We start from the raw sequence: 19,602 nt of genomic DNA, 5'->3' as shown, positions 1-19,602 counted from the left end.
ATGGACATGGCAAGCGACCTGACCGCGACATCAAGGGCCGAGCGGAAGCCCAAGCTCTCCGAGCGGATCGTCGCCGCTCTCCGCTCGAAAATCCTGTCGGGGGAAATCGGTCCGGCGGAGAGGCTGCCGACCGAGAGCCGGTTGACGGAGCTGTTCGGCGTGAGCCGGACCGTCGTGCGCGAGGCGATCGCCAGCCTCGCGGCCGACGGGCTCGTGGAATCACGGCAGGGAGCCGGCATGTTCGTCTGCGAGCGGCCGGCCATGGCGTTCAGCTCGATCAGCCAGGACATAGGCAAGATATCCCATGCGATAAACGTCCTGGAGGTGCGCATGGGGCTCGAGATCGAAAGTGCCGGCCTCGCCGCCATCCGCCGCAATGCCGCGCAGGAAGCGGCGATCCAGGAAGCCTTTTTCGAATTCGACCGGCTGCTTGAAAAGGGCAAGACGACCGGAAGAAGTGATTTCATGTTCCACAAGGCAATCGCGGAAGCCACCAACAATCCCTTCTATGTCGAAGTTCTCGACGCGCTCGGCATACGAGCCATCCCCTGCGACATCACCTCGCCCTGGGGAACCGACAGCACCTTGAGCCGGCAATATCAGGAAGGGCTCCAGCAGGAGCATCTTCGCATCCTCCAGGCCATTTCAGCCGGAGACCCGGAAGCTGCCAGGAATGCCATGCGGCATCATCTGACCGCGAGCCAGCAGCGCTATCGGGAGCGCTTGAACGACCAGCAGACCGAATACCGATTTGGCCGCGCGAATGCGCGTGCTGACCGATCATAATACCAGGAAGGAAGAAGGATTCCATGACCGAGAGCCACATCCGACACACCACCCGCAATGCGTTCGATCCGGCTACCGCCGCGCGGATGGGAAGCGCCGAGCTGCGTGAAAACTTCCATATCGGCGGGCTCTTCGAAGCCGGAAAGATCAACCTCACCTATACGCATTACGACCGGATGGTGGTTGGCGGGGCGACGCCTGCTGGGGAGCCGCTGGCTCTGGAAACGATCCGGCCGCTCGGCACGAAGAGCTTCCTGGAACGGCGTGAGCTGATCGCCGTCAATATCGGGGGGGCCGGATCGATCGAGGTGGATGGCGAGAAGTTTTCGCTCGGACCGCGCGACATGCTCTATGCCGGCATGGGCAGTAACATGAGCTTTTCTTCGGACGATGCGTCAAGTCCGGCGAAATTCTACCTCCTCAGCGCGCCGGCGCATCAAAAACACCCGACCAAGCTCATCCGCATCGGGGATGCCAAGCGCCTCGACCTCGGCAGCCAGGCGACATCGAACGAGCGTTCGATCTTCCAGTTCATCCATCCGGAAGGCGCCAAGACCTGCCAGCTGGTGGTCGGCATGACGCAGCTTGCCACCGGCTCGGTATGGAACACCATGCCCTGCCATGTGCACGACCGGCGGATGGAAGCCTATCTCTATTTCGACCTGCCGGACACGGCGAGGGTATTCCATTTCATGGGAGAACCGACCGAAACGCGCCATGTCGTGATGGCCAATGAGGAGGCGGTGGTCTCTCCGCCGTGGTCGATCCATTCCGGCTGCGGTACCGCCAATTACGCATTCATCTGGGCCATGGCGGGAGACAATGTCGATTACACCGATGTCGAGGTCGTGCCGATGGATGTCCTGCGGTGATTTTTGTAGGGCCGGGTTTCCCGGCTCCAATCCTTTTTGATGTGAGAAACGATATGGCGACTAAGATATTCTCCCGGCAGAATGAAGGCGAGACGACCGATCTCGGAAGCGGCAACAAGCGCCGCGTCCTCCTTCACACCGATGAACTCATGATGGTGGAATTCACCTTCGAAAAGGGCGGCGTGGGTGCATTGCACTCGCATCCCCATGTGCAGGCAAGCTATATCGCCGAGGGACAGTTCGAGGTAACCGTGGGTGAGGAGAAGGCGACGCTTTCGGCCGGCGATAGCTTCATCGTGCCTTCGAACGTGGTGCACGGCGTCGTGGCGCTGGAGGCCGGCAGGCTGATCGACAGCTTCACGCCGCATCGGGCCGATTTCCTCGCCTGACGGCCGGAACTATTGCGCAGGCGTCCGCCCGGCTTGGTTGCGCAGGGGCAGGCGCCACAGCGCGGAGCGTTTCCCTTTAAGGAGAAGCTGGATCGGCCGCTCCAGACACTCATAGGCGGCAATGCCGGCCATCGTGCCGATAACGACGGCGGTAAGTACAATGGCCGGGATGGAAAGCGCGAGCGCGGCCCCGATCTCGGCCACGACCGAGATCGCGAATGTGTGCCAGAGATAGATGGAATAGGAGCTGTCGCCGAGATAGGTGAGCGCCGGGAACTTTGGGAGCTTGGCGCCGACCTCCACCGCGAGCGCTCCGGTGACGAGCATGATCGCCAATGGCCCGCAGGTCCAGGCATCGAATTCCAGCCGCAGCAGGTGTATCGCGGCAAAGCCCGCTATCGATAGGCAAACGAGAAGCAGGCCGATCCCGGGCGAAGGGAGGCGTCCCGACTGCCAGGCTTTCGCGATCGCCGCGCCTGCCACGAACTCCAGGATCACCGGCGCGGTATAGAAACCGGCGAGCGGGTTTGCCGGCTGCAGCAGGGCGCCGCCGACGACGAGCAGACCGAACAGAAGCGCCAGCGCCGGCAATCGCAATGCCGGTTTCAGGAAAAGGACGAGCGCGAAGACGGCGTAGAAGAAGATTTCGTAGTTCAGCGTCCATCCCTGAACAAGCACCGGCCAGAGGTTTCCGGAATTGGGCGAGGCGACCGGGATGAACAGGAATGATCCGGCGATGTGTGCCGGGTCGAGCTTCAGGTTGGGAAAGAGGCCGAGGATCGCGCCGAGGACCATCACCACAGTCGCTATCCAATAGGTGGGTGCGATGCGCAGAACGCGGTTGCGGAGGAAGCTGGCTGGAGATGAGGCGCGATTGTCGCTGATCGCCATCATGATGAAGCCGCTGACGACGAAAAAGATATCGACGCCGGCAGCACCGATCGTAAATGGCAGGCCCATGCGGTGGGCGGCATGAAAGACAACCACCGCGATTGCCGCGAATGCCCTGAGATATTGGATAGAATAGAGCGTCGGCATGCGGCTAAATCCTTCAGCCAGGCTGCGCGCTGCTGGGGCCGGAAACGAAGGGCTCGAAATGGGTCCGGACGGTGCGGCGCTCGGGAACCGTGAGCTTTCCCGCAGCGAAATAGAACAGGAAGGAGCCGATGTGATAGGGGTGGATGATATCCACCTCCACGAAGGAACGGACGAGAAGCAGGCTCGCCACACCGAGGAGGACGAGCGATTCCGGGCTCCGTTCCACGGTCAGGAAACGTCTCAGATGGCCGGTGAGCGTCGAAAGCAGGATGAATGACAGGATAAGGGTTCCGCCCAGACCTGTTTCCACCATGGCCTCGATATAGGTATTGTGGAAATGGAAGCCGCTGCGCGATCCGATATAGAACTCCTGCCACAGTCTCTCCGCCTCGGCAAAGCCCGGAACCCAGTAGCCCTGATAGCCGACCCCGAAGAACGGCGTCTCGCCAGCGGCGGCAATACCCTGCTGCCAGAGGTAGGTCCTGCCCGTGAGGGTGGAGTCCTTGCCGAAGATGGCAAGGATCGCATCCATAGCCCCGAATTGCAGCGCGGCAGCGCCCGCGCCCGCCGCAAGCACGAGTGCTGCGCCGAAGAATAGCCGCCGGTTGCGGGGAGCGAGCATCATGATGGCATAGAGGCCGGCGCAGAGGGCGACGACGGCCAGCGTCGTGATGACGGAAGTCGCCGATTGGGAGGCGAAAAGCGAATAGGCGGAGAGAAGTCCGACCACCCCGCAGCCTGCGAGCCAGAGATTGCGTGCGCGGAAAACCGCTACCGTTGCGAAGGAGAAGAAAACGCCGAGCGAGGCATAGAAGCCGAGCTGGTTTTTCGAGGCGAAGGCGCCCACGAAGCTGTATGTGCCGTCCAGTGCGTCGTAGTGATAACCGCCGAACAGAAGCGAATAGACGAGCACGAGCCCGCAGCCGAGGATCGCTCCGCGGCAAAGGGTCTCGACGGACATCGTCCGCATGGCGATGAGCGCGCAGATGAGATGTGTCATATACTGGATGGCCGCGCGCATCGAAACCGAAGGCGCAAGAGACCAGAACACCGAAAGGAAGCAGAAGAGCGCGAAGCCGAAGATCCAGAGATAGCGGAAGGAATTGCCCGCCACGCGACGATAATCGACCAGGAGGAGGGGGAACCACAAGGCATAATAGGCCAGAATGGAAACCGCTCCGAAGTTGCTCGAATAGGCGAAGACGAAGAAGGACAGCGCGATTGCCGCCATCCCGTAGAGATCGTTACGCTGAGGTTCGATGAGAACCGACTTGGCGATCTTCATGCCACCCTCATTGCATCAGCAGTTCGGAGCTGACCTTCACGACGTCGCCGGGCCGAAGCTGCACGTGCTCATCGACGGAGACCTCTTTCGGTCCCTGTCCTTCGTCGCGCACAACGACGTATTTTATCGTCGCGGCCTGGCCGTTCGGGTCGAATTTCAGGGCCTCGGCCGATTGCGCCAGAGCTTCCGACATCAGTTCGCGGCTGGTGGTGATCTGTAGACCGAGCTTGTCGAGTTCGGCTTCGGTGTCCTGAAGCTCCTTGGCGCGCTGGGCCACCCAGTCGTTGCGCAGGTTGATCTCGTCCTGGTTCGCCTTGGTTATATCCTGCTTGGCGCGCAGGGTGGCGGTATCGATATCGAGAAGCGTCGATTCGACATCCGCGGCATCCTCCTCGACGGAGAGCCGCCGGGCGCTCGTGGCGAGGCCCTGCTCGGTGAGCCGGCTGACCCTGTCGCGGTCTTGCGTGACCAGTTCCAGCCGCTGCTTCTGGGTCGCGGCCTTCCGGCCGAGCGATTCGACCTCGGTCTCGAGAAGAGCGCGCAGGTCTGCGAGTGCCTTGAGCTGCGCCTCATAGCGCTCCCGGCGGGATTTCATCAGCGCCGCTTCGCTCTCGATGAGTTCCTTGGCGTTACCTGCACTCTCGAGTTCCTTGGGAACATTCAGTTCGCCGGCGCCTGAAACCTCCGCAAGCAACCGGGCGCGGCGCGCCAGAAGACGGCTGCGTTCGGAATCGTATACGGCGGCATCGCCGCGAGCATTGATGAAATCACGGGCGAACCGCTGGCCCGCATCGGATCTGCGCAGCCCTCCGGCAAGGCTCACTGCCTTCAGCACGGTAAGGTTAGGCTTGAAGGGGTATTCCCCCGGAGTATGGACGTCGCCCGCCACGAAGATCGGCCGGAACTCCGCTACTTCCACCGAGGCTGAGGGGAGATTGCGCAGGGCGAACTCGCTCTGCAGCCGTTTCCCGATCTCAGCCGCCACTTCGGAAGTCGTTTTACCGGCGGTATCCAGGTCGCCGACAAAGGGAAGCGAGACGGCGCCCTGAGGGCCTACCGTGTATTCGCCGCCGATCACATCCCAGTTGCGGACGCTACCGTCGGCAGGCTGCCATTCGGCAACCCGGACGCGGATCTTATCCATGACGCCGAGCTTGTAGGAAGTATCCTCCGCTGCCGCAGCCGGGCAGGCGAAGGCAAGCAGAAGGAAGCCCGCTGCAATGCGCAATCGTCCGGAACTGCGGGCGGTAGTGAAGTGGCGTATCATGAAAGAATTCCTTCGTTCAGCGCGGGTATGGCCCCGCGCTAAGGGGCCGTGAGCCTGATCTGAATTGTGCATTCTGCTTCGGCCTGGCCGATGTTCAGTAACTGCCGCGGGAGAGGCAAACGGCAGGTATGGTCATGGCGATGATCCAGACGTCTCGCCGCAGCGACCAGTTCTCGACATAGTGCGTGTCGAAAGCGATGCGGCGTTCATAGGAAACGTCGTTGCGGCCGCTGATCTGCCACAGACCGGTGAGCCCCGGGCGGGTGCGCAGATAATAGACGGCGGAGGAGTCGTAGAGGCCGAGTTCCTCATCCACCACGGGCCGCGGGCCGACAACGCTCATCTCGCCCCGGATGATGTTGATGAGCTGGGGAAGCTCATCGAGGCTCAATTTGCGCAGAACGGTTCCAACCGCCGTGACGCGTGGATCGTTCTTCAGTTTCCGGGTCGCACGCCACTCTTCCGCGGCCTGCGGATTGGTCGCGAGATGGTTCCGCAGGACCTCGTCGCCGTTGACGACCATGGTGCGGAATTTCAGGCATTTGAAATACCTGCCGTTATGACCGATCCGGCGGTGGCCGTAAAAGACCTTGCCTCCATCGGTGAACTTCACCAGCCCCATGATCATCAGGAAGATGGGGCTGAGTAGGACCAGGGCCAGAACGGCCATGGTCACATCGAAACTGCGTTTTGCGATACCACCAATGGGTAAGGAGAGTTCAACCTCGCCGTCGGTCGAAAACGGAGAATCTGCCGAACGTGTCGCGGACTTCATAGAGAAAACTCCATTTAGGTTTTGCGATAGTCGGTGCCGTCGCTGGCATCATGCCGTAACGATGGGATAATATGTCTGTGTTCTGAATTTGATGCGAATGTTCTTTTTTCGGGGCAGGTGCTCTTGGAGGTATGGGAGGGTTCCGAGAGACGCATTTGTACCCGTATCGGGTCGATTAAAACTCGCCTACGTCTAAATGATTACTTGAGCGGGTGCGTAAAGCTCCTGAAAAACATGGTCGGACTTGAGAGATAGCAGGGTGTTTCCCCGATTTCTTGTATGGGTAAGCCAAGTCTAGCGCTTGCTTGTTGCAGGGAGCTCCGACCAAAGAATCTTCCCGCTAGGACCTAAGGCCTAAGTTTTTTGCACTGCAATACAATGCTGCAGCGCAAAGAGGCAGTTTGCCGGCTCAGAAGTTTGTAACAAAAGTTGATCGGAGTTCCGGACGAACTCCACGGCTGAGCCCGCGATAGCCCCAACAATGCGGCCAAGTGGGGCGATAAAATGGCAAAAATGCGGCGAAGATCTTGTCGTGATGTTCTTCGCGAAGCCAAGAAAGCGATGAAAGCTTACGAAAGTTTCACGAAATGCGTGGCATGAGATGGGGCGAAAACCTTGAAACATCGCAGTCATCCCAATATGGTTCTCGATGAGAGGAGCCAAGAGGACCGACAAACTGAGAAGATATCGGTTTGGGAGGAAAGTTCATGTACGCACCACGTGTTTTTGTAAGCATGACTGTGGCACTCCTCGCTTTCGCGATCGCCTCGTATTTTATCAATGGGTCCATCCTGACGACTTTTATACAGACCGTGATCTGTGCGGTTCTGTTGCAGATCGGGTATTTTATTGGCGTCCTCTATCTTGTACGTCGCGAAAAGATGTCGCGGCAGGAAAATGCCCCGGATTCGGCAGCAATCAGGCGCAAGGGGGATGCGAGCCGGCACGACGAGCTTCCGGCGAAAGCCGCCGCCAAGCTCGAGATCAGCGATCACTGAAGCAAAGCACGCGAATCTCCCAGCCGGTGGACATAACCCCGGTCTCCTCCATACAGTCGTCATTTTCCTCACTTCATAGTCTGCGAGACAAAAGCGAAGGGAAGTGACATGAACGCCACCTCGACCGAAGCAATCTGCGTCATCATCGCCGCGAAGAACGCGGCAGGCACTATCGGGGATGCCATTCGTTCCGCGCTGCGGGAGCCGGAGGTTGCCGAAGTGGTGGTGGTCGACGATGGATCATCGGATGACACGGCCCTTGCGGCAAGCCGCGCGGATGACCGATCGGGGCGGCTCAACGTCGTCTCATTCAGCCAAAACAGGGGGCCTTCGGCGGCGCGCAATCACGCGATCTCGGTCTCGCGCTCGCCCCTGATCGCCATTCTGGACGCCGACGATTTCTTCTTTCCGGGCCGCTTCAGGCCGATGCTGCAGGAGCAGGGCTGGGATCTGATTGCGGACAATATCGCCTTCATCCACGGTTCCTCGGGGGCCGTGGAGCCGGCCCGCTTCGAACCCCGGCCTCGCCGGATCTCGCTGGTCGAGTTCATTGAGGGAAACATTTCCAAGCGTGGGCTCAAGCGCGGTGAGATCGGCTTTCTGAAGCCGATAATCCGCCGCTCGTTTCTCGAGGCGCACGGCCTTCGGTATAACGAGGATCTGCGGCTTGGAGAGGACTACGAATTCTATGTCCAGGCGCTGGCGAAAGGCGCGCGCTATACGGTGATCGAACACTGCGGCTATGGCGCGATCGTCCGCCACGACTCGCTCAGCGGCCGCCATCGCACCGAAGACCTCAGACGGCTCTACGAGGCCGATCGCGCGCTGCAGGCGGTACCGGGCCTGCTATCGCCTGAGGGAAGGGCGGCGATCGCCCGCCATGAGCGGCATATCCGGGAACGCTATGAATTGCGGGCATTTCTCGACACGAAGGCACAGTCCGGCAAGGCGGCGGCGATTGCCTGGACATTGCGTCGGCCGATGGCGGTTCCGGCAATCGCGACGGGTATTCTCTCCGACAAGCTGGAGGCTCTGCGCAAAAGATCGGGCCTCGACAGACCCGCTCCCACACAGAACCTCCGCTATCTGCTGCCGGGGGTTCCGGCGACTCAGAAGTAATCGCGCCGGATACCTTCCAGGACGTCGCGGAAACGCCCTTTCTGGCGTTCCAGCGCCTCGTCGGAGCTCAGTTGCGGTTCAGCGCGGCTCGCCTGCCAGAGCGCCAGCACGGAAGGGGCTGCGAGCAGCTGCTTCGCCATGCCTTTGAGGCCGGGCCCGGATGGCGCAGGCCGCGTCAGCACTTCATCGCTTTGCTGGTGGCCGGTATTCGGGGCTGCTGCGGCTCCCTGGGCATCGAAGCGCATGCCCCAGAAACGCGAACGCTTGGCGATCGCTTCCGCGCGGGTCGAAACCGGGACATGGCGGGGCCTATAGGTCGCGCCAACGGTGCTTGCCCAATCGGTCCACTTGAAGCTGTTGATCGCGCGCGAGGTGCTGACCGCAATCCAGGGCACCCGGAAGGCGTCGGCAAGGATCGCGCCGTGCATGGATTCGGCGATCACGAGTTCCGATTGCGCAATGTGGCGGATGACGGATTTCGCTTCGCCGCGCGGATCGAGATAGGTGAGGCCGGCTGGCTCGCAAACCGCCTCCCACATGCCGAATTCGGCCGATTCCCAGTGGGGAACGAAGGTTTTCTGGTGAAGCTTCGGCAGGTTCTGGAATTCCGGCATATCGGAAATCATGACCGCTGGATCGGTGATCGCGCGCTCCGGCGGAAGCCCGAGCTTGCTGGCGGTCAGCGGGCCGCGCACGCAGCGGACGTCCCATTCCGTCGTGTCGCTCACATCCGGCTGCGCACCGTAGCCGGTGCCGCTGCCGATCACCAGCTTGCGGGTGCCGGCCGGCAGAAGATCAGGGGTAAGAACGGTTCCGACCCCGACAAGCAGCATATCTGGCTGCACCTCCCGGAACCCCGGCAGGAGGAAATCCCATAGCCAGAGATTGAGGTCGTCGCCGAAGTTTCCGTGATGCGATTCCCAGTAGTAGGGCTTCATGATGGCCTCCTCGGGAGGGTTTCTAAGAATGGATGACTGGATGTCGCCATGCGGTCAGCGCCCGGCGCGGCTGAACTTTCCGGCGCCGAGTTCGAAGGCGGCCCGCAAGAGGCCGGGATCGCGAACGGCCCAGCGTGCGAGCAGGCTCAAATCGGGCACCCTACGGCGCTTGACGAGGCCCGCCTGGCTCCACAGGGCCTGCCGCCTCGTGGTGTTCTTGTAGGAGGCGATCGACGCGACGTCTTTCGGACGTGCCGCAAAACGTTGTTCCAGGGTGTCGAGCGCGACCCAGGTATTGAATTGCTGGCGCAGGAACTGGGGCGATTGGTTGTCGATGCTGTGGAAGATGTTGAGGCCCCTGCCGCGGGTCGCACCGTCTTCGTCGCACAGCAGGGTGCGGTTCGCCTTGAGGATGCAATCGCAGAAGAACAGCACGTCCTCGGCCGCAAGGCGCAGCGACGGCTCGAAGCGGACGTTCTCAAAGAGTTTGCGTCCGATCACCATGCAGGAGAGATGCAGGAAGCTCCAGTTCTTCAGCATCACGCTTGCGAGGTCCGGCATCTCGATCACCAGCGGGGCTTCGCTGAGACGTGTGCCGCCTTCCTGCCGCTCGAGTTCCGCCATGCCGAAGTGGTAGTAGAAATCGTCGCTTGCCTGCATCGAGGCCCAGTAGCACTCTGCATCGAAGCGGGTCATGGTGTCGTAAGCGTTCTGCAGGTGATGCGGCAGCCATAGATCGTCGGAATCGAGAAGGGCCACGAAACGGGTGGAGGCCGGCACGTTATCAAGGCCCGTGTTGCGCGCGCCGCCCGGGCCGGCATTCGCCTGCTTGACCACCTTGATGCGGGATTTCTGCTCTTCTTCAAGAGGTTGAAGCTCGATATCCGCGGGGAGGGGTGACTCGTCGTCCACGACGATGATATCAAAATCCTGAAAGCTTTGCTCGAAGACCGATTTCAGCGCGCGGCGCAATATTCCGGATTCTTTCTGGTAAAATGGGATAACAACCGTGAACGTCGCCATTCTTTCGCCCCTGCTTTCTTCAAAGAATTGCCCGCCGAGGACCTCGTCGGGCTTGGGTAAGCGGCAGTTCGTGCCGTATTCCGGTAAACTCCAGCTATAGGAATCTAGATATGCCTCCAACGCAAGGCGTGAAAACGATCACGACCAACGTCGGCTGGAGCGTGCTATCAAAGACCGCGACATTCGGGCTGAAATTTGTCACGGTGCCTATTCTGGCGCGGCTGCTGACGCCGGAGGACTTTGGCGCGGTCGCGGTTGCGCTCACCGTGGTGCAGTTTCTGGCCATGATCGGCGGCGCGGGTTTGACGTCCGCCCTGGTGGTCGACAGGGAAGGGGATGACGAGACCGTCCATACGGTCTTCTGGGCGAATCTGGCCATGGCCTGCCTGATGGCGCTTGCGCTTTTCTGGTGGTCCGACGAGCTTGCTGTGCTGATGGGAGCGGCCGAAAGCGCCTATCTTTTGCGGATCATGGCACTGCTCATTCCGCTCCAGCTTGCCGGTGATGTCGCCTATTCGCTGCTCGCGCGGCAGATGAATTTCAGCAAGGATGCGGTTCTCAGCACGGTTTCCGAATGCGCCGCCGCGCTCCTCGCCGTGGCGCTCGCCTATTTCGGCTTCGGAGTATGGGCGCTCGTGGTGCAACTCTTCTCCTCCGCGCTGATCCGGCTCGTCGGCCTTTATTTCGTCTCGGGCTATGTGCCGCGCTTCGTCATGAAGCCGCGCAAGATCGTTCCCCTGCTGTCCTTCACTTCGGGTATCATGGGCTCCGAAATCGCCAATTTCGTTACTTTCCAGTCGCCGATGATCGTTATCGCGCGTCTTCTCGGCCTCAGCGATGCTGGCGCTTTTTCCGCCGCGAACCGGTTCGCCAGTATTCCCAACCAGGTCGTTCTTTCGGCCGTCATGGGCGTGCTTTTTCCGGCATTCAGCCTCATGGGCGATGACCGCAAGCGCCGCTCGGATGCCCTGATGCTGAGCACGCAGGTGACGACGGTGCTGCTGGCGCCGGCGATGTTCGGTCTGTGGGCCATCGCGGAACCGGCCATGCTGGTGCTTTTCGGTCCCCAATGGGCTTATGCCTGGCCGGTACTCGGCTTGCTGGCGGTTTCGAAGGCGATCGTCACGCCCTGCAGCACCTTCATCCCCTATCTCAAGGGCACGGGGCACGGGCAGGTCCTGTTCTGGTCGGCCGTCATCCGCGCGATCGCGACCACGGTGGCGATCGCCGGGGCCGCCTATTGGGGCGATCTCGTCGACGCCATGGTCGCGCTCTGCGTCGTCAACGCCATCACCCTCTTCGGTTATTCCTGGGCGGTCTTCAGGGTCGACGACATCCCATTCTTCAAGGGGCTGATGACCACCAGCCGTTCCATGGTGACCGCGCTTGCGATGGGGCTTGGCGTTCGGTTCTTCCTGCATGCCTTCGAATCACAGTTAACCAATCCCTATCTGCAGGTGGCGGCGGGCGGGATCGTCGGCGCCGTGCTCTATGGGGTGCTGGTGTTGGTCACCGAACGGGCGCTGCTGCGAAAAATTTTCCAGATGGTTCGCCGGCGTGGAATTGCCCCGGAGAGCGCGATCTCTTCGGCTTGAGTTTGCCTCTCAATTGCCCACATTTCGCCACATTTGAGTCGCGATGGCGCGCGTGCGCGTCTTCCCGCGGGCTCGAAACGGAACTTTTCCACATCACCGGAAATTTATTTTTGGTGATGCTGCAGTGCGGTAGAATGCAAAATAAGCACTTTCGAATTTAATCGAGGTTCCAAGCGTTCTCATGCGACTGGAGGAGCGATTTAGATCATCGGTCGATGCGTTAGGTGACACTATCATGACGGCCGTTTTCGTAAGCCCCTACAATTTTTGCTGCACCGCCACATTTTGTACCAAACTGGATATGATCCTTTTCGTTGCGGGCTCAAGTCTGCTCTGATTGAAATGGCGGTGACGGGAGGCACAGCCCCAAAAGGAGTGACTCGTTTTGACTGTCGATCAGAACATCTCCTCCCGTATCAATTTGATGCGGATCGTCCTGATCTCGGGCATTGTCTTCGTACACGTGCCTCACAATCCGGCAACGAGCCCCTTCCTGGGGGCGAATGGCCTGTTCGACTGGTTGCGGGTTTTCATCGGCGATAGCCTGTTCCGCATCGGCGTGCCGTGCCTCAGCGTAATTTCCGGCTATCTCCTGTTCCAGCGGGGGCGGCAGGCGTTCGACTATGGAAAGGTCTTGCGTTCGAAGGCGAAGACCGTCCTGCTTCCGTTTCTCCTTTGGAACGGCGTGCTTCTGGCCACCGTCCTGGCGATGCAACACGTGGGAATCGGAGATGGCTATTTCCCGGACCTGTGGAGCGCCTCGCCCCGCGAATTCGCGAGCCATGCCGTGGCAGCGGAAGGTTTCCCGATCAACCTGCCGCTCTATTTCCTGCGTGACCTGGTGGTCTGCATTCTGCTTTCTCCCATATTGGCGTTTCTGGTGCGCCGCTATGCGGCCATCACCCTGTCCGTGCTGTTCCTGCTGGCGATCCTGCCGGATGTGACCATGGGTATCGTGCTGAAGAAGTCGATCCTGTTCAGCTTCACCTTCGGCATCTTCCTTGCCCTCCGGCAATTCGATCCGAAAGCATTGGACGGATACGCGCTCGTGGGCTCCATCGCGGTTCTGGCCGCGGCCATGCTGCTCGCCATCGGGCAATATCATACCGGTCCGGATTTCCCCTTCTGGCTCGAGCTTGGCCGCAACACACTCGCGATCGTCGGCGCCATCGGGTTCTGGCTGATGTCTTCCTTCCTCATTCGAAGTTCGGTCGGCAAGAAGCTCGCAGGCACCGGAAGTCTCAGCTTCTGGATGTTCTGCGGCCATTATCCGCTGCTGGTTCTTCTCTGGATGGTCTGGAACCGGGTCGGCAGCGAAGACGCCTATCCCTATTTCTATGTCGGCGCGATCTCTCTCGTCTTTCTCGTTCTCATCGTTTCGAACCGCCTCGTTCTGCGCATGGCGCCGTCACTCTACCAGGTGCTGACGGGTAGCCGGGGGCGCAAGCGTTTGCCTCCGGGGTCAGACGAAGAACGCACACCCGTCGGCCCGAGCGTGGCCGGCGAGGCAATAGTACAACAGCAGAGGTGAACGCCATGATGAACTCCCCGCATTTTCGACGAACCTGCAAATCGGGCGCCCTCGCTCTTGCTCTAAGCTTCGGCATTGCGGCTCCGGCTGTGTCCGCTCAAGACGACGCGAACGGAACGTCCTTCGTCGAGAATTTCGATCGGCTGGATACCTCGTTCTGGTATGTCTCCGATGGATGGAGCAACGGCAGCCATCAGAACTGCACTTGGTCGAAAAAGCAGGTGAGCGTCGAAAACGGCGTGCTTCAGCTCGGGTTCGTCGAGGCGGCTGCCGGCGAGCGAAACTATGCTTGCGGCGAGATACAGACCCGAGCCCGCTTTGGCTACGGCACCTATGAGGTGCGGATGAAGACGGCCACCGGCTCCGGCCTGAACTCCGCCTTCTTCGGTTATATCGGTCCGGTGGACCAGAAGCCGCATGACGAGATCGATTTCGAAGTCCTCGGCAAGAACACCGGTGAGGTGCAGGTCAATCAGTACATCTCCGGCAAGGGCGGCAATGAAAAGCTCGTGCCTGTCGCCAACGGCGCCGACAAGGACTTCAACGATTATGCCTTCATCTGGGAAGAGAACCGTCTGCGCTATTTCGTGAACGGCGAGTTGGTGCAGGAAGTGACGGATCCGGCGAAGATCCCCTCCAACGCCCAGAAGATATTCCTGAGCCTATGGGGTTCGGATACGCTGACGAGCTGGATGGGGCCGTTCTCCTATAACGGCCCGGTTTCCATGAGCATCGACCGCGTGGCGTTCACGGCGCTCGGAGAAGACTGCCACTTTCCTGAATCCGTAGTCTGCAAGCTCGACTGAACGGGTCGGCTCTCCCCACGAAGAATGGAGTTGGAACGGGTGACCATGCATATCCTCTATCTGGCACATGATCTCGCCGATGCGGCCATCCGGCGGCGCGTGCTGACTCTCAAGACGGGAGGGGCGACGCTCACCATCGCCGGATTCGTGCGGGGGGAGAGCCTGCTGGCGGAGGATCCGGATGTCACCACCATCGAGCTCGGCAGGACCGCCGACGGCCGCTTCGCTCAGCGGATCGGTGCGGTGGTCTCCGCCCGTTCGAAGCTGAAAACCCTTCTTGCGGGCGTTCCGAAACCGGATGTCATCATCGCGCGAAACCTCGAGACGCTGGCGCTTGCCGGCAGTGCCGCCTCGCTCTTCGGTGGCGGCGTTCCGATCGTCTACGAATGCCTCGACATTCACCGGCTGCTGCTCGACGAAGGTGTAAAGGGCCGCATTCTGAGGCTGGCGGAATGGTATTATGGGCGGCATGCGCGACTGCTGATCACCAGTTCGCCGGCTTTCGTCGAAAACTACTTTAAACCTCGCTCCGCGCTGAACCTGCCGGTCCTGCTTCTTGAAAACAAGGTGCTCGAACTCGATTCCTCTTCTGCGCCGAGCCCGCCGGCCGCCCGGCCGCCGGCTCCGGGAAAGCCGTGGCGCATCGGCTGGTTCGGAGCGCTTCGCTGCCGCAAGTCGCTGGAACGCCTCGTGGAATTTGCAAGACGGATGGACGGCCGCGTGGAGATCGTTCTGCGCGGTCGGCCCGCCTACAGTGAATTTTCCGATTTCGACGCGATCGTGAAGGCAGCGCCTCATGTCGAATTCCATGGCGCCTATCGAAACCCGGAGGATCTGGCGGCGATCTATGACGACGTTCAGTTCACCTGGGCGATCGATTTCTTCGAGGAAGGGCTGAATTCCGAATGGCTTCTGCCGAACAGGCTTTACGAAGGCGGCCTGCACGGCGCCGTGCCGATTGCGCTCTCCCGGACCGAAACCGGACGCTTCGTTCAGGAGCGGGGCATAGGATTGACACTGAAAAGTGCCGATCCTGACGAACTGGTGACACTTTTTGAAACGATGGATGCCGCCCGTTACGCAACGCTCTTTACCCGCCTCGCATCGGTGGAGCGTTCGCAATGGGTAACCGGACCGGCGGAATGCCGCGCGCTTGTCGGCAAGCTCGCGGCGCTCGGCTCCGGGCGATCCTCACGGGCAACCAGCCCGGTCGTCTCAACCGTCCAATCCTGAGGTGGAAGTCATGATCTCGCGTCCTCTGCCCGATATGAAAGCGCTGATCGTCATTCCCTGCCTCAATGAGGCGGCCAATATCGCTCGCCTCCTGCGACAGTTGACCGACAGCCGCGGCAACATGAATTTCCTGATCGTCGTGGCCGATGGCGGGAGCACGGACGGCACGCGTGAGATCGTCAGCGACCTGAAGGGCGAAATTCCCGATCTCGTTCTGCTGGACAATCCGAAGCGCCTCCAAAGTGCGGCGGTCAACCTGGCCGTCGAGGGATATGGCGAGGGAAGGGACTATCTGATCCGCATCGATGCGCATGGCGATTATCCGACGGATTTCTGCCAGGTCCTTCTCCAGGAAGCCGTCGATACGGGCGCCGATTCCATCGTGGTCGCGATGGATACGATCGGCTTCGGCGCTTTCCAGAAGGCGACCGCCGTCGCCCAGAACTCCAAGCTCGGCAATGGCGGCTCGAAACATCGAAGCGGCGCAGCCGGCCAATGGGTAGACCACGGCCATCACGCGCTGATGCGCATCGCGGCGTTCCGCACGGTTGCGGGCTATGACGAGAGCTTCAGCCATAACGAGGATGCGGAACTGGATTTCCGGCTGCGAAAGGCAGGGTTCCGGATCTGGATGACCGGAAAGACCTACATGATCTACTACCCGCGTTCGAGCGCGGGCAAGCTCTTCCGGCAATATCTCGGCTATGGGCGCGGGCGCGCCAGGAACCTCATCAAGCATCGCGCGATCCCGAAGCTCAGGCAGGCGTTGCCGCTGGCGGTGGTGCCGGTCGCGATCGGCGCCTGTCTTGCCGTCCTGCACTGGTCGGCCGCCATACCCTTTCTTCTCTGGGCGGCCGCCTGCCTCGGTTACGGCTTCTGGATCGCCATCGGCCAAAGGAATGCCTACGGACCGCTTGCCGCGATCTCGGCGATGATCATGCACTTTGCCTGGTCTGCCGGGTTCTGGCTGGAACTCCTGCGCATACCTTCTCTGCGCATACCCTCACGGAGGACGACCGGATGGGCGAGCTGATCAAGCTGCAAGCGCCAACCCGCATCGATATCGGCATCTGCACTTTCCGGAGGCCGGGGCTCGAAGACACGCTCCTGTCGCTTTTCGCGCTCCGTGTGCCGGAGGGCGTCAGAATCCGCCTGATCGTCGCGGACAATGATGCCGGCCCGAGCGCCCGGTCGTTGGTCGATGGCCTGCGGCAGCAGTCGCCCTTCCAGATCGCCTATGTCCATTGCCCGAAATCGAATATTTCGATCGCGCGCAATGCATGCCTTGCCGAATGCGATGCGGACTATCTTGTTTTCATAGACGACGACGAGACGGCGTCGCCGCAATGGCTGGCCGAGCTTCTGAAGGTCGCGAGGGAAACCGGAGCCGCCGCCGTGCTCGGACCGGTTCGCTCGCTCTATGATGCGGAAGCGCCCGACTGGATGCGTCAGGGTGATTTCCATTCGACCATGCCGGTCTGGGTCGGCAAGACCATCAGGACCGGCTATACCTGCAATGTCCTGCTCGACATGCGCTCGCCGGATGTCGAAGCGCGGCGGTTCTCCCGGGCTCTCGGTCAGAGCGGCGGAGAGGACACGCAGTTCTTCTCCGATATTTTCGAAACAGGCGGTGTGATCGCCTTTGCCGAGGGCGCGCTGGTCTACGAACCTGTGCCGGCTACGCGTGCGAGCCTGAACTGGCTGGTCAAACGGCGCTTCCGCTTCGGCCAGACGCATGGGCGCATTCTCGCGGAAAAGAGCAGTTCCTTCGGTGTGCTGAAGCATGCGGTCGTGGCAGGGCTGAAAGCGGCCTATTGCGCGGTCTTTATGGCGGTGACCTGCCTTTCGCCGGTGCGCCGCAACCGCAATTTTCTCCGGGGCGTCCTGCATGTGGGTACGCTGAGCGGTGTTCTTGGAATACGTGAAATTCGGCAATACGGGACTGCGGAGGCTGCATGACCGCGAGCACGATTTTCCCTGATGTCAGCTTCGTGATCGCCGCCTATAATTCGGAGGATACGCTTAAGCGCGCGATCGACAGCGCGCTCGCTCAGGAAGCGGTGACCGTCGAAGTTATCGTCGTGGACGATTGCTCGACGGACGGCACCGCCGATCTCGTCCGCAGATATCCCGATCCGCGGGTTCGGCTGATTTTACAGGCTCGCAACGGCGGGCCGGGCGCGGCGCGCAATGCCGGCATCGCCGCAGCATCCGGGCGATGGATAGCGACCCTCGATTCCGACGATGCCGTGCTGCCCCACCGCCTGGCGTGCATGATCGCCCGAGCCGAGGCGGCAGGCGCTCAGATCGTCGTCGACAATCTCGACGTCGTCTCCATGGGCGGCTCCAGGACGACGATGTTCTCATCGGACGATCTGGAACGGCGTGGGGTGGTGACCCTTCCGGATTTCATTCGCTCGAACGTCATTTTCGAATCCACCTTCAATTTCGGCTATATGAAGCCGATCTTCGAAAGGGCCTTCCTTGTTGAGCACGGCCTCGGCTTCGATGAGGCCTTGAGGATCGGCGAGGATTACATTCTCTTCGCTTCGGCGCTTGCAAGCGGCGCGCTCTGCGTTATCGAGCCGGAGGTCGGCTACATCTACCATATCCGCCAAGGGTCGATTTCGCGGGTACTCGAGCACCGCCATGTCGAGGCGATGCTCGCCGCGGACAAGGTGTTCCTGTCGCGTTTCAAACTGGATGCCGAGGCGATGGCAGCGCAATATCAGCGCACCAGCAGCCTGGTGGAGGCGAGCTCCTTCCTTACGCTCGTCAACGAGATCAAGAAGCGGTCCATCGGCGGCTTTTTGAAAACCGCGCTCGAAAATCCGCGTGCCCTCCGGCATTTGCGGATGCCGATCGCAATTCGCATGCGCCGGTTGATAGGAGCGGCCGGCGCTCACTGAACTGCCACCCGGACAAAGGGCAGCCCTTCAAGAAAGGACTAAGCAATGGAGCAGAACAGACCAGTTCGGAAAGCCGTCATTCCGGTCGCCGGAAACGGAACCCGATTCCTGCCGGCCACCAAGGCGATGCCCAAGGAGATGCTGACGATCGTCGATCGTCCGGTCGTGCAATATGCGGTCGATGAGGCGATGCAAGCCGGTATCGAGCACATCATCTTCGTGACGAGCCGCAACAAAACCGCAATCGAAGACTACTTCGACAGCGCGCCCGAACTGATCGCGACGCTTACCCGTTCGGGCAAGACTACCCAGGTCACACAGCTCGAAAAGATGCTGCCGGTGGCAGGAACCGTCAGCTATACGCGCCAGCAAGTGCCGCTCGGGCTTGGACATGCGGTATGGTGCGCGCGGGAGCTGGTTGGCAACGAACCTTTCGCGCTTCTGCTTCCCGATATGGTCTCCTATGGGCGCCAGGGCTGCATGGCAGGTCTCATGGAACTCTACGAGGAAGTCGGCGGCAATGTCATCGCGGTGGAAGAATGCGCGCCGGAGGAAACCTCCAGCTACGGCATCGTCGCCACGGGTACATCGGTACAGCACGGTTTCGAGGTAACGGGCATGGTTGAAAAGCCGGATCCCTCCGTAGCGCCATCGAATTACTACATCAACGGACGCTACATCCTGCAGCCGGAGATTTTCGAACTGCTTGCCGGACAGGAGCGCGGCGCAGGCAACGAGATCCAGCTGACCGACAGCATGCAGCGTCTTGCAAAGACGCAATCGTTCCACGCCCATCCCTATCAGGGCCGTACGTTCGATTGCGGCAGCAAGCGCGGCTTCATCGAGGCGAATGTCGCGTTTTCCATGCTGCGCGCCGATATGAGGGATCAGCTTTCCGTATCCCTTCCGGAGATTTTGGCTTCGCACGAAACGCGGGTTCAGGCCGCCTGACGGCATTCCGCAATCGAAGGGGATGACAGGGATAACCTGTCATCCCAAAACAGAGTCCCATAGGGTAAAATGGCCATGGACCAGGTG

19 protein-coding genes are annotated in these 19,602 nt (G+C 60.7%); 13 read left to right on the top strand and 6 right to left on the bottom strand.

The genetic code is table 11. The annotated features are described in order from the left end of the window. Positions 1–6 precede the first annotated feature (6 nt). The 3 genes from ACE04I_RS03355 to ACE04I_RS03345 are packed head-to-tail and all read left to right on the top strand — an operon-like array spanning position 7 to position 2,047. Complete coding sequence (locus tag ACE04I_RS03355; protein WP_046795113.1) at positions 7–786, top strand: FadR/GntR family transcriptional regulator; 780 nt, start codon at positions 7–9, stop codon at positions 784–786. A 23-nt stretch (positions 787–809) separates the two neighbouring features. Beyond that, complete coding sequence (gene kduI, locus ACE04I_RS03350) at positions 810–1,658, top strand: 5-dehydro-4-deoxy-D-glucuronate isomerase (RefSeq protein WP_046794977.1); 849 nt, start codon at positions 810–812, stop codon at positions 1,656–1,658. Positions 1,659–1,711: 53 nt separating this feature from the next. Continuing rightward, positions 1,712–2,047 (top strand): cupin domain-containing protein, encoded by a 336-nt coding sequence (locus ACE04I_RS03345; protein ID WP_487206627.1) that lies wholly within the window; start codon positions 1,712–1,714, stop codon positions 2,045–2,047. Positions 2,048–2,056: 9 nt separating this feature from the next. Here the strand turns inward: ACE04I_RS03345 and ACE04I_RS03340 are convergent, their stop codons facing one another. From ACE04I_RS03340 to ACE04I_RS03325, 4 genes are all read right to left on the bottom strand, one after another. Then, entirely contained in the window at positions 2,057–3,085 is a 1,029-nt protein-coding gene (locus ACE04I_RS03340; protein ID WP_046794975.1) for an acyltransferase family protein, read from the bottom strand. A gap of 13 nt (positions 3,086–3,098) precedes the next feature. Continuing rightward, entirely contained in the window at positions 3,099–4,370 is a 1,272-nt protein-coding gene (locus tag ACE04I_RS03335; protein WP_046794974.1) for an O-antigen ligase family protein, read from the bottom strand. Between the two features lie 7 nt (positions 4,371–4,377). Next, positions 4,378–5,637 (bottom strand): polysaccharide biosynthesis/export family protein, encoded by a 1,260-nt coding sequence (locus ACE04I_RS03330; protein ID WP_046794973.1) that lies wholly within the window; start codon positions 5,635–5,637, stop codon positions 4,378–4,380. 94 nt (positions 5,638–5,731) lie between these two features. Continuing rightward, the gene (locus tag ACE04I_RS03325; protein WP_487206626.1) at positions 5,732–6,412 is read right to left on the bottom strand and encodes a sugar transferase; all 681 of its coding nucleotides are present in this window, start codon (positions 6,410–6,412) and stop codon (positions 5,732–5,734) included. A 707-nt stretch (positions 6,413–7,119) separates the two neighbouring features. Between ACE04I_RS03325 and ACE04I_RS03320 the strand changes: the two genes are divergently transcribed. Both ACE04I_RS03320 and ACE04I_RS03315 read left to right on the top strand, forming a co-directional pair. After that, entirely contained in the window at positions 7,120–7,410 is a 291-nt protein-coding gene (locus ACE04I_RS03320; RefSeq protein WP_046794971.1) for an exopolysaccharide production repressor protein, read from the top strand. A 108-nt stretch (positions 7,411–7,518) separates the two neighbouring features. Further along, the gene (locus ACE04I_RS03315; RefSeq protein ID WP_046794970.1) at positions 7,519–8,529 is read left to right on the top strand and encodes a glycosyltransferase family 2 protein; all 1,011 of its coding nucleotides are present in this window, start codon (positions 7,519–7,521) and stop codon (positions 8,527–8,529) included. Here ACE04I_RS03315 and ACE04I_RS03310 read toward each other — a convergent pair. Both ACE04I_RS03310 and ACE04I_RS03305 read right to left on the bottom strand, forming a co-directional pair. Continuing rightward, positions 8,520–9,467, bottom strand: coding sequence for a polysaccharide pyruvyl transferase family protein (locus ACE04I_RS03310; RefSeq protein ID WP_046794969.1), 948 nt, complete (start codon positions 9,465–9,467; stop codon positions 8,520–8,522). The two genes, ACE04I_RS03315 and ACE04I_RS03310, sit on opposite strands and share 10 nt — an antisense overlap. Positions 9,468–9,521: 54 nt before the next feature. Beyond that, entirely contained in the window at positions 9,522–10,490 is a 969-nt protein-coding gene (locus ACE04I_RS03305; RefSeq protein ID WP_046794968.1) for a glycosyltransferase family 2 protein, read from the bottom strand. Between the two features lie 110 nt (positions 10,491–10,600). On the opposite strand from ACE04I_RS03305, the gene ACE04I_RS03300 reads away from it, so the two are divergent. From ACE04I_RS03300 to galU, 8 genes are all read left to right on the top strand, one after another. Beyond that, complete coding sequence (locus tag ACE04I_RS03300) at positions 10,601–12,085, top strand: lipopolysaccharide biosynthesis protein (protein WP_046794967.1); 1,485 nt, start codon at positions 10,601–10,603, stop codon at positions 12,083–12,085. 385 nt (positions 12,086–12,470) lie between these two features. Continuing rightward, positions 12,471–13,616, top strand: a complete 1,146-nt coding sequence (locus ACE04I_RS03295) for an acyltransferase family protein (protein WP_046794966.1) — start codon at positions 12,471–12,473, stop codon at positions 13,614–13,616. Positions 13,617–13,624: 8 nt separating this feature from the next. Continuing rightward, complete coding sequence (gene exoK, locus ACE04I_RS03290; RefSeq protein ID WP_046795112.1) at positions 13,625–14,422, top strand: endo-1,3-1,4-beta-glycanase ExoK; 798 nt, start codon at positions 13,625–13,627, stop codon at positions 14,420–14,422. 45 nt (positions 14,423–14,467) lie between these two features. Further along, positions 14,468–15,655, top strand: a complete 1,188-nt coding sequence (locus ACE04I_RS03285) for a glycosyltransferase (protein ID WP_046794965.1) — start codon at positions 14,468–14,470, stop codon at positions 15,653–15,655. Between the two features lie 10 nt (positions 15,656–15,665). Then, complete coding sequence (locus ACE04I_RS03280) at positions 15,666–16,688, top strand: glycosyltransferase family 2 protein (RefSeq protein ID WP_046794964.1); 1,023 nt, start codon at positions 15,666–15,668, stop codon at positions 16,686–16,688. Further along, positions 16,676–17,614: a glycosyltransferase family 2 protein gene (locus ACE04I_RS03275; protein WP_046794963.1), complete on the top strand. Its 939-nt coding sequence runs from the start codon at positions 16,676–16,678 to the stop codon at positions 17,612–17,614. The genes ACE04I_RS03280 and ACE04I_RS03275 overlap by 13 nt, the downstream gene beginning before the upstream one ends. After that, positions 17,611–18,564, top strand: coding sequence for a glycosyltransferase family 2 protein (locus ACE04I_RS03270; protein ID WP_487206625.1), 954 nt, complete (start codon positions 17,611–17,613; stop codon positions 18,562–18,564). The genes ACE04I_RS03275 and ACE04I_RS03270 overlap by 4 nt, the downstream gene beginning before the upstream one ends. A gap of 45 nt (positions 18,565–18,609) precedes the next feature. Next, positions 18,610–19,515 (top strand): UTP--glucose-1-phosphate uridylyltransferase GalU, encoded by a 906-nt coding sequence (gene galU, locus ACE04I_RS03265; RefSeq protein WP_487206624.1) that lies wholly within the window; start codon positions 18,610–18,612, stop codon positions 19,513–19,515. The last annotated feature ends 87 nt before the right edge of the window (positions 19,516–19,602 follow it).

Source organism: Rhizobium moroccans (assembly GCF_057559155.1).
This window is presented reverse-complemented; position numbering and strand designations above follow the sequence as displayed.

What these genes read in the sequence shown, in the direction of transcription:
- ACE04I_RS03355 (WP_046795113.1), top strand. Translation starts at nt 7, where the DNA reads ATGGCAAGCGACCTGACCGCGACATCAAGGGCCGAGCGGAAGCCCAAG.
- kduI (WP_046794977.1), top strand. Translation starts at nt 810, where the DNA reads ATGACCGAGAGCCACATCCGACACACCACCCGCAATGCGTTCGATCCG.
- ACE04I_RS03345 (WP_487206627.1), top strand. Translation starts at nt 1,712, where the DNA reads ATGGCGACTAAGATATTCTCCCGGCAGAATGAAGGCGAGACGACCGAT.
- ACE04I_RS03340 (WP_046794975.1), bottom strand. Translation starts at nt 3,085, where the DNA reads ATGCCGACGCTCTATTCTATCCAATATCTCAGGGCATTCGCGGCAATC.
- ACE04I_RS03335 (WP_046794974.1), bottom strand. Translation starts at nt 4,370, where the DNA reads ATGAAGATCGCCAAGTCGGTTCTCATCGAACCTCAGCGTAACGATCTC.
- ACE04I_RS03330 (WP_046794973.1), bottom strand. Translation starts at nt 5,637, where the DNA reads ATGATACGCCACTTCACTACCGCCCGCAGTTCCGGACGATTGCGCATT.
- ACE04I_RS03325 (WP_487206626.1), bottom strand. Translation starts at nt 6,412, where the DNA reads ATGAAGTCCGCGACACGTTCGGCAGATTCTCCGTTTTCGACCGACGGC.
- ACE04I_RS03320 (WP_046794971.1), top strand. Translation starts at nt 7,120, where the DNA reads ATGTACGCACCACGTGTTTTTGTAAGCATGACTGTGGCACTCCTCGCT.
- ACE04I_RS03315 (WP_046794970.1), top strand. Translation starts at nt 7,519, where the DNA reads ATGAACGCCACCTCGACCGAAGCAATCTGCGTCATCATCGCCGCGAAG.
- ACE04I_RS03310 (WP_046794969.1), bottom strand. Translation starts at nt 9,467, where the DNA reads ATGAAGCCCTACTACTGGGAATCGCATCACGGAAACTTCGGCGACGAC.
- ACE04I_RS03305 (WP_046794968.1), bottom strand. Translation starts at nt 10,490, where the DNA reads ATGGCGACGTTCACGGTTGTTATCCCATTTTACCAGAAAGAATCCGGA.
- ACE04I_RS03300 (WP_046794967.1), top strand. Translation starts at nt 10,601, where the DNA reads ATGCCTCCAACGCAAGGCGTGAAAACGATCACGACCAACGTCGGCTGG.
- exoK (WP_046795112.1), top strand. Translation starts at nt 13,625, where the DNA reads ATGAACTCCCCGCATTTTCGACGAACCTGCAAATCGGGCGCCCTCGCT.
- ACE04I_RS03285 (WP_046794965.1), top strand. Translation starts at nt 14,468, where the DNA reads ATGCATATCCTCTATCTGGCACATGATCTCGCCGATGCGGCCATCCGG.
- ACE04I_RS03280 (WP_046794964.1), top strand. Translation starts at nt 15,666, where the DNA reads ATGATCTCGCGTCCTCTGCCCGATATGAAAGCGCTGATCGTCATTCCC.
- ACE04I_RS03275 (WP_046794963.1), top strand. Translation starts at nt 16,676, where the DNA reads ATGGGCGAGCTGATCAAGCTGCAAGCGCCAACCCGCATCGATATCGGC.
- ACE04I_RS03270 (WP_487206625.1), top strand. Translation starts at nt 17,611, where the DNA reads ATGACCGCGAGCACGATTTTCCCTGATGTCAGCTTCGTGATCGCCGCC.
- galU (WP_487206624.1), top strand. Translation starts at nt 18,610, where the DNA reads ATGGAGCAGAACAGACCAGTTCGGAAAGCCGTCATTCCGGTCGCCGGA.